Raw genomic sequence first — 9365 nt, forward strand, 5'->3', positions numbered from 1 at the left:
GTCTATTGCGAGATCCGGCCCTTCAATTCCCTGACCGATGACGGACTGCGCGCCGACCCGCCGCAGGCGATCATCCTGTCGGGCGGCCCGGCCAGCGTGACCGAGGATGGCAGTCCCCGCGCCCCGCAGGCGGTGTTCGATCTGGGCGTTCCGGTCTTCGGCATCTGCTATGGCCAGCAGGTGATGATGGACCAGCTTGGCGGCAAGGTCGAAGCGGGTCATCACGCCGAATATGGCCGCGCCTTCATCGCCCCGGCGCCGGGCCACAAGCAGGACGGCATCTTCGCGGATCTGTTCGGCACCGGTCGCGAAGAAGTCTGGATGAGCCATGGCGACCGTGTCACCGAACTGGCGCCGGGCTTCGAGGTCATCGGGACATCGCCCCACGCGCCGCTGGCGATGATCGCCGACGAGGCCCGCCATTTCTATGCCGTGCAGTTCCACCCCGAGGTGCATCACACCCCGCATGGCCGGATCATGCTGGAAAACTTCGTTCGGCTGTCGGGCTTTGCCGGCGACTGGACGATGGCCAGCTACAAGGACGAGGCGATCCGCAGGATCCGCGATCAGGTCGGCGACAAGCGGGTTGTCTGCGGCCTTTCCGGCGGCGTCGACAGCAGCGTCGCGGCGGTGCTGATCCACGAGGCGATCGGCGACCAGTTGACCTGCGTCTTCGTGGATCACGGCCTGTTGCGTCTGAACGAAGCCGACGAGGTCGTGACGATGTTCCGCGACCATTACAACATTCCGCTGATCCACGCCGACGAGGCGGACCTGTTCCTGGGCGCGCTGGAGGGTGTTTCCGACCCCGAGGTCAAGCGCAAGACCATCGGCAAGCTGTTCATCGACGTCTTCCAGCGCGAGGCGGGCAAGATCGAGGGCGCCGAATTTCTGGCCCAGGGAACGCTTTATCCCGATGTCATCGAAAGCGTCAGTTTCAGCGGCGGGCCTTCGGTGACCATCAAGTCGCACCACAATGTCGGTGGCCTGCCCGAGAAGATGGGCCTGAAGCTGGTCGAGCCGCTGCGCGAATTGTTCAAGGACGAGGTCCGCGCCCTGGGCCGCGAGCTTGGCCTGCCCGACAGCTTCATCGGCCGCCACCCCTTTCCGGGCCCCGGCCTGGCGATCCGCTGCCCCGGCCAGATCACCCGCGAAAAGCTGGAGATTCTGCGCCGCGCCGATGCGGTCTTCATCGACCAGATCCGCCGGCACGGGTTGTATGACGAAATCTGGCAGGCCTTCGTGGCGATCTTGCCGGTCCGCACGGTGGGCGTGATGGGTGACGGGCGCACCTATGACTTTGCCTGCGCGCTGCGCGCGGTGACCAGCGTCGATGGGATGACCGCGGACTACTATCCCTTTCCGCACGATTTCCTGGGCGAGACCGCGACGCGGATCATCAACGAGGTCAAGGGCATCAACCGTGTGACCTATGACATCACCTCGAAGCCGCCGGGCACCATAGAATGGGAATGACGGCCTGATCGGGCTTCGCTCAATCGAGGGACCATGCCGCGTCTGATCCTTGTTCTGGGGGACCAGTTGTCAGACAATCTGTCCGCGCTGCGCGAGGCGCGGGAGGGCGATGTCGTGGTCATGGCCGAGGTCATGGACGAGGCCAGCTATGTCCGCCACCACCCAAAGAAGATCGCCTTCGTCTTTGCCGCGATGCGCAAGTTCGCGAACCACCTGCGGGGCAAGGGCCTGACCGTCGCCTATACGCGGCTGGACGATCCCGAGAACAGCCAGAAGATCGGCGGCGAGTTGATACGCCGCGCATCGGAATTCGACGCGACCGAGGTGATCGCGACCGAACCGGGCGAATGGCGGCTGATCAATATCCTGACCTATCTGCCGATCAAGGTGCATCAGCGCCCCGATGACCGTTTCTTCGCCAGCCATGCCGAATTCGAGAATTGGGCCGAGGGGCGCAAGGAACTGCGGATGGAATGGTTCTATCGCGACATGCGCCGCAAGACCGGCCTGCTGATGGATGGCGACCGGCCTGCCGGCGGTCGCTGGAATTTCGACCACGACAACCGCAAGCCTGCCCGGCCCGACCTGCTGCGACAGAAACCGCCCGAATTCGAACCCGACGCGGTGACGGCCGGGGTTCTGGATCTGGTCGCGGCGCGCTTTCCCGACAATTTCGGTGACCTGAGGCCGTTCCGCTATGCCACCGACCGGCCCGGCGCACTGAAGGCGCTGCGTCATTTCATCGATCATGCGCTGGACGAATTCGGTCCCTATCAGGATGCGATGCTGCTGGAGGACCCGCATCTGAACCATTCGATCCTGTCGCCCTATCTCAATGCCGGGCTGCTGTCGCCGCACGAGGTCTGCGCGGCCGCCGCGACCGCCCATGCCGATGGCAAGGTGCGGCTCAATTCCGCCGAAGGGTTCATCCGCCAGATCCTCGGCTGGCGGGAATACATGCGCGGCATCTATTTCCTCGAAGGGCCGGATTACACCGGGCGCAACGCGCTGGACCACCGTCGCAAGCTGCCCTGGATGTATTGGGGCGGCGAGACGCGCATGGCCTGCATGAAGGCCGCGATCGGACAGACGCGACGGCTGGCCTATGCCCACCATATCCAGCGCCTGATGATCACCGGCAATTTCGCGCTGCTGGCCGGGATCGACCCGGCCCGGGTGCATGAATGGTATCTGTCCGTCTATATCGATGCCTATGAATGGGTCGAGGCGCCGAACACGATCGGGATGAGCCAGTTCGCCGATGGCGGAATCGTCGGCAGCAAGCCCTATGTCAGTTCGGGCAACTACATCAACAAGATGTCGGATTATTGCGGCAGTTGCGCCTATTCGGTCAGCGTCAGGACGGGCGAGACGGCCTGCCCGTTCAACCTGCTTTACTGGGATTTCCTGATCCGCCACCGCGACCGGTTCGAGACCAATCCCCGCATGTCGCGGATCTATGGCAACTGGGACCGCATGGATGCGGACAAGCGCAGGGCGATCCGCGCCGATGCCGCCGCCTTCTTGCGGCGCATGTCGGATGGCACGGTGGTCTGACTTGACGGCGAACCGCGCCGCGCGGGATAGAAGCGTCTGACAATCCGGAGGCACAGATGATCCGCATCGGAATCGGCGGCTGGAATTTCGCGGAATGGCGCGGGGTCTTCTATCCCGACGACCTGCCCCAGCGGCGCGAACTGGAATATGCCAGCAGGCAACTGACCTCGATCGAGGTGAACGCGACCTATTACGGCAGCCAGAAGCCCGCGACGTTCCAGAAATGGCATGACGAGACGCCCGATGATTTCGTCTTCGCGATCAAGGGGCCGCGCTTTGCCACCAACCGGAAGGTGCTGGCCGAAAGCGGCGACAGCGTGGCAAGGTTTCTCGATTCCGGCATCACGAAACTGGGCGCCAAGCTGGGTCCGATCAACTGGCAATTCGCGGAGACGAAGAAATTCGAGCCGGACGATTTCGGTGCCTTCCTGAAGCTGCTGCCCGACAGCCATGAGGGCGTCGCCCTGCGGCATGCGGTGGAACCGCGCCATGACAGTTTCGCCGCCGACGAGGCCGCCGATCTGTGCAGGCAGCACAATGTCGCCATCATTCGCGGCGCCGATGCGGACTTTCCGGAAATCGAGGCCGATACCGCCGATTTCGCCTATTGGCGCCTGATGGGCACGACGGATCTGGAACAGGGCTATTCGGGGGCCGATCTCGACAAATGGGCCAAGGCCGCACGCAAGGCGGGCAAGCAGCGCGACCTGTTTCTCTACGTCATCTCGGGTCAGAAGCTGCGCAACCCGGCCGCCGCGATGGCTCTGATCGAAAGGCTGAAGACATGAGCTGCGCCTGCGGCCATCACCATCCCCGCCACGAAACCGGCTGCGAGGCCGAGGGCCCGACGATCGCGCTGGATCGGCCGATGATCGCGCTGACCGGAAGGTTGATCTGTGCCGATCCGGCGCAGTTGATGACCGCGCTGACGCTGCTGCCGGATCATGTCGATCAGAGCCGGGCCGAACCGGGATGCCTGCGTTTCGATCTGCGGCAGGACGAGGATCCGCTGGTCTGGCATCTGTCGGAATTGTTCACCGATGGCGAGGCCTTTGCAGCCCATCAGCAGCGCACGAAGGCCAGCGCCTGGGGCCGCGACAGCAGGGATATTGCACGCGACTTCCACAGGCGCGAGGCGATGCCTGCGATCCGGCCCGAGAGGCGGCCGGATGCGGACGCGATCTCGCGCCTGCTGCGCGATGCCTTCGCGGGCGAGGTTGAGGCGCGGCTGGTCGAGGCGCTGCGCGCGGCCGGTGATCTTTCGATGTCGCTGGTCGCCGAGGCGGACGGAATGATCCTCGGCCATGTCGGGCTGTCGCCCATGACCGGGGATGAAGCGGCCTTTGCGCTGGCCCCCGTTGCCGTCGCGCCCGCCATGCAGCGGCGCGGCATCGGGCAGGCGCTGGTCCGCGCGGCACTGGCCGGGGCCGGATCGCGTCCGGTCGTGGTGCTGGGCGCACCCGATTACTATGCCCGCTTGGGCTTTCGTCCGGCGGATCTGGATTCGCCCCATGCCGGACCCTTCCTGCAGGTCGCCGGCGATCTGCCTGCCGGTGCCAGGATCCGTCACGCACCTGCCTTCGAGGCGGTCTAGGCCGGCGCAAGGGGCTGCGAAAGCCGGCCCCATCGAGGGGACCGGCTTTCGCGGGCGGCTGCGCCGCCCCGCCCGGCCGCAGCGTCGCGCAAGCCTTGCACACAGGGCCATGCAGGTTACATCTGAGGCCAAAGCGAAAGGACATGCTCATGGCCACCTTGCCGGTCTTCGATTCTACCGAACCTGCCGCCGATACCCGTTTCGGCGATCTGCCCGTCTGGGATCTGAGCGATCTCTATCCCGGTCCCGACGCGCCGGAACTGACGGCGGATCTGGCCCGGCTTGCGGATCTGGTCAATGATTTCGCCGCCTCCTGGCAGGGCAAGCTGGCCGAACTGGATGCGCCCGCCATGCTGGACTGCATCGAGGCCTATCAGGTGATCGACATTATCGCCGGACGGCTGATGTCCTATGCGGGCCTGCGCTATTACCAGAACACCACCGATGCCGGCCGCGCCAAGATGCTGGGCGATCTGCAGGCGAAGGTCACCGACATCACCACGCCGCTGGTCTTCTTCAGCCTTGAATTCAACCGCATCCCGGACCAGACCTACGAGGCCGTGTTTACCGCGCCCGACGGTCCCGCCCGCTACAAGCCGGTCTTCGACCGGATGCGCGCCATGCGTCCGCACCAATTGTCCGACGAACTGGAACAGTTCCTGCACGACAATTCCGTTGTCGGCGCCGCCGCCTGGAACCGGCTGTTCGACGAAACCACGGCCGCGCTGGAATTCGATGTCGATGGCGAGGTGCTGGGGATGGAAGCCACGCTGAACCTGCTGACCGAACATGACCGCGCCCGGCGCGAGGCCGCGGCCCATGCGCTGGCCCGCGTCTTTGGCGACAATCTCAAGCTGTTTGCCCGCATCCACAACACGCTGGCCAAGGAAAAGGCCATCGAGGACAAGTGGCGCAAGATGCCCACGCCGCAATATGGCCGCCATCTGTCCAACCATGTCGAGCCCGAGGTGGTCGAGGCACTGCGCAACGCCGTCACCGCCGCCTATCCGCGCCTTTCGCACCGCTATTACGCGCTGAAGGCAAAATGGCTGGGGCTGGACAGGTTGCAGGTCTGGGACCGCAACGCGCCGCTGCCGACCGAGGCGCCGCGCGTCATCGCCTGGCCCGAGGCCCGCGCCACCGTGCTGGACGCCTATGCCGGTTTCTCGCCCAAACTCGCCGAACTGGCCCGGCCATTTTTCGACAAGGGCTGGATCGATGCCGCCGTCACGCCCGGCAAGGCGCCTGGCGCCTTTGCCCATCCCACGGTGACGACCGCGCATCCCTATGTCCTGCTGAACTATCTCGGCAAACCGCGCGACGTGATGACGCTGGCCCACGAACTGGGCCACGGGGTCCATCAGCGGCTGGCGGCGGATCAGGGCGAATTGCTGGCCGCGACGCCGCTGACGCTTGCCGAAACCGCATCGGTCTTTGGCGAGATGCTGACCTTCCGCGCGCTGCTGGCCAAGACCACCGATCCGGCACAGAAAAAGACCCTGCTGGCTGGCAAGGTCGAGGACATGATCAACACCGTCGTCCGACAGATCGCCTTTTACGATTTCGAATGCAAGCTGCACGCGGCCCGCGCCGAGGGGGAACTGACCCCCGACGACATCAACGCCCTGTGGATGAGCGTGCAGGCCGAAAGCCTTGGCCCGGTCTTCGATTTCATGCCGGGCTATGAAACCTTCTGGACCTATGTGCCCCATTTCGTCCATTCGCCGTTCTACGTCTATGCCTATGCCTTCGGCGACGGGCTGGTGAACGCGCTTTACGCGGCCTACGAGGACGGGTTGCCGGACTTTCAGGCGAAGTATTTCGACATGCTGGCGGCAGGCGGGTCCAAGCACCACAGCGAATTGCTGGCGCCCTTCGGGCTGGACGCATCCGATCCGGCCTTCTGGGACAAGGGCCTGTCGATGATCGAGGGTTTCATCGACGAATTGGAAGCACTGGAGGCGTGATCCGCCGCCCCGCGACCGGCGACCTTGCTGCCGAATGCGCCGCCACCGGTGTCACGTCACTCTGTTGCGCCCCTTGTCCTTTTTCCTCTCCTTCGCGGGGCGCTTTGTCATGGTTCTGCCCGCCCGCTGCGCTATGCTGGCGCAGGGACACATGACGGAGACCGGATGCTGAAACGGATCCTTCTGGGAGCAGCGGTTCTGATCGTGGCCGGGCTGGCCGCCTTTCTTGCCTTCGCGCCCGCCTATGTCGAACGGTCGCTGAACCCGATGACCATGCCCGATCAAGGCTGGCCCGTCAGCGCCGAGGCCCGCGCGCTGCATGACCGCCTGATCATCGGCGACTGGCATGCCGATCCACTGCTGTGGGACCGCGATATCCTGACGCGCGTGGACCGCGGCCATACCGATGTGCCGCGCCTGCTGGAAGGCAACGTCGCGGTGCAGGTCTTCACCACCGTCACCAAAAGCCCGCGCGGCCAGAACTATGACCGGAACAGCGCCGATGCCCCCGACAACATCACGCCGCTGTTCATCGGCCAGTTGCGGCCGGTCCGGTCCTGGTTCTCGCTGAAGGAACGCGCGCTGGTCCAGGCCAGGGCCCTGCGCGATGCGGCCGCGCGCGCGCCCGACAGGCTGCGGCTGATCCGGACGCGCGGCGATATGGACGCGCTTCTGGCCCTGCGCGCGAATGGCACAAAGGTTCTGGGCGCGATCCTGGGCAGCGAGGGCGGCCACCCGCTGGAGGGCGAACTGGCCAATCTGGACGTTCTCTACGCTGCCGGGTTCCGGCTGATCGGACTGACGCATTTCTTTGACAACGAATTGGGCGGCAGCCTGCATGGCGAGGGCGGCGCCGACGCCGGCCTGACCGATTTCGGCCGGCAGGTGGTTCAGGCGATGATGGACAGAGGCATGATCATCGACCTGGCCCACGCCGCGCCGCAACTGGTCCGCGACGTGCTGGCGATTGACGGCACCCGCCCGATCCTGTCCCACACCGGCATCCGCAGCCAATGCGACAGCAGCCGCAACCTGCCCGACGATCTTGTCACCCGGATCGGGCGGAAAGGCGGGCTGATCGGAATCGGCTTCTGGTCGGACGTGAATTGCGGTGGCACGCCCGAAGACATCGCTGCCTCGATCCGGGCCGCGATCGCGCTCGTGGGCGAGGATCGGGTTTCGCTGGGCTCGGACTACGATGGCTCGGTCGATGCGCCTTTCGACGCCGCGCATCTGGTCGCGCTGACGCAGGCTCTGATGGATGCGGGGCTGACCGACGACCAGATCGCCAAGGTGATGGGCGGCAACATGATGCGCTATCTGCGCGAAACCCTGCCGGGAGACGAGACATGAAACGCGGTGCGTTGCTGAATGCCGAATTGTCGGGGCTGGTCGCCGCGATGGGCCATGGCGATCTTCTGGTAATCGGCGACGCGGGCCTGCCGGTGCCGCCGGACGTGCGGGTGATCGACCTGGCCGTGACCGGCGGCGTTCCCAGGCTGTTTGCCGTTCTGGATGCCGTGCTGAGCGAACTGGTGGTCGAGCGTTCGGCCATCGCCAGCGAGGCTGCGCCCGAACTGGACCGGGCCTTTCGCGCGCGCAGCATCGGGCAGATCGAAACGTTGCCTCATGCCGATTTCAAGGCCCTGACGCATCGGGCCCGTGCCCTTGTGCGGACGGGCGAGTTCACGCCCTACGCCAATATCGGCCTCTGGTCCGGCGTGGCGTTCTAGGGAAAGCCATCGCCGGCCGAACGGCGCGCCTCGGGGACTTGCGGCCCCGGCCCAACCGGTTATTCTCGAAAGAACGGGGGTTGTTCCGATGCGCGCGATCACTTTTCTTTCCCTGCTGATCCTGCCGCTGCCGGCGCAGGCTTTCATCGCCCAGAACGGCATGGATGCGCGCCGGATCGGCCCGACTGAAATCGCCGTCCAATTCGAAAGCTGGGCGCGAGAAACCGATTACTGGTGCGCTGCGGGCGATTTCGCCGAACGCCGGCTGAACCTCTCGGGCAAGACCCGCCTGTGGCGTGCCACGCCCAGGCCGCGCGAGGCCGGGCTCGGCATCGTCTTCACATTGGACCCGGCGAAAAAGGCCGATGGCGCGGGCCTGTCGCAATTCGGAAAGGGTCCGCGCGACGGCTCACTTTCGGTCGGCGCGGCCGTCGGCAACCATTGCCGCAGGGTGTGGCCTTTTTGGCTGGACTGAACAGGCAGGCGGCGAGGCCTGGTCAATTCTCTGGTGCGAAAACGGGCCTGATCCGTCTGACCATCCCGTGATCTGCGCAACTTTGCGCGTCGCCATCCGTTCCTGAGTGAAGCAGTCGCGTACGGCTGTCCAATTCTCAGGAGGACGACGATGAAGACCATTACTCTCACCGCCGCAATTGCAATGCTCGCCGGGGGCGCCGCCCTTGCCCAGACTGCCGACATGTCACCGATGATCGATGCCTCTGATCAGTCTGTATCCAACGGCGTTGTCAGCGCAGCCAAGGTCGTGGCACCCGCCAATGGCTGGCTGGTCGTCCACCGCACCGATTCCGAGATGAAGCCGGGCCCCGTCGTGGGTTACGCGCCGGTTCGTGAAGGTGAAACCTCCGACGTGGCCGCGATCCTGACCGAAGAGGTCGCATCGGGCGACATGCTGATGCTGATGGTCCATGGCGATGAGGGCGGCAGCAAGACCGGCATGTTCGAATATTCCCTGGGCGCCAAGGAAGACGGCCCGATCCGGGTGGACGAAAAGCCGGTGATGACCACGATCACTGCGCA

General features: G+C 65.1%; 9 protein-coding genes. All 9 read left to right on the plus strand.

What is annotated here, in order from left to right:
- Positions 1–1476 (plus strand): glutamine-hydrolyzing GMP synthase (gene guaA, locus B4A72_RS10210; protein WP_292954771.1); only part of this gene is annotated, 1476 nt, incomplete at its 5' end.
- 33 nt (positions 1477–1509) lie between these two features.
- Positions 1510–3033, plus strand: a complete 1524-nt coding sequence (locus tag B4A72_RS10215) for a cryptochrome/photolyase family protein (RefSeq protein ID WP_292978495.1) — start codon at positions 1510–1512, stop codon at positions 3031–3033.
- Positions 3034–3089: 56 nt separating this feature from the next.
- Positions 3090–3821 (plus strand): DUF72 domain-containing protein, encoded by a 732-nt coding sequence (locus B4A72_RS10220; RefSeq protein WP_292954767.1) that lies wholly within the window; start codon positions 3090–3092, stop codon positions 3819–3821.
- Positions 3818–4627: a GNAT family N-acetyltransferase gene (locus B4A72_RS10225; RefSeq protein WP_292954765.1), complete on the plus strand. Its 810-nt coding sequence runs from the start codon at positions 3818–3820 to the stop codon at positions 4625–4627. Before B4A72_RS10220 ends, B4A72_RS10225 begins: the two co-directional genes overlap by 4 nt.
- Before the next feature lie 149 nt (positions 4628–4776).
- Positions 4777–6594: a M3 family oligoendopeptidase gene (locus B4A72_RS10230; RefSeq protein ID WP_292978497.1), complete on the plus strand. Its 1818-nt coding sequence runs from the start codon at positions 4777–4779 to the stop codon at positions 6592–6594.
- A gap of 165 nt (positions 6595–6759) precedes the next feature.
- Positions 6760–7947: a dipeptidase gene (locus tag B4A72_RS10235; protein WP_292958640.1), complete on the plus strand. Its 1188-nt coding sequence runs from the start codon at positions 6760–6762 to the stop codon at positions 7945–7947.
- Positions 7944–8327 carry a D-ribose pyranase gene (gene rbsD, locus B4A72_RS10240; RefSeq protein WP_292958639.1) on the plus strand — a complete coding sequence of 128 codons (384 nt, stop codon included), beginning with the start codon at positions 7944–7946 and terminating at the stop codon, positions 8325–8327. The genes B4A72_RS10235 and rbsD overlap by 4 nt, the downstream gene beginning before the upstream one ends.
- An 88-nt stretch (positions 8328–8415) precedes the next feature.
- Positions 8416–8802: a hypothetical protein gene (locus B4A72_RS10245; RefSeq protein WP_292958637.1), complete on the plus strand. Its 387-nt coding sequence runs from the start codon at positions 8416–8418 to the stop codon at positions 8800–8802.
- 150 nt (positions 8803–8952) lie between these two features.
- Positions 8953–9365: DUF7282 domain-containing protein (locus B4A72_RS10250; RefSeq protein ID WP_292978499.1), on the plus strand; the 413-nt coding region annotated here is incomplete at its 3' end.

Source organism: Paracoccus sp. UBA5162, from assembly GCF_002413585.1.
GTDB lineage: Bacteria > Pseudomonadota > Alphaproteobacteria > Rhodobacterales > Rhodobacteraceae > Paracoccus.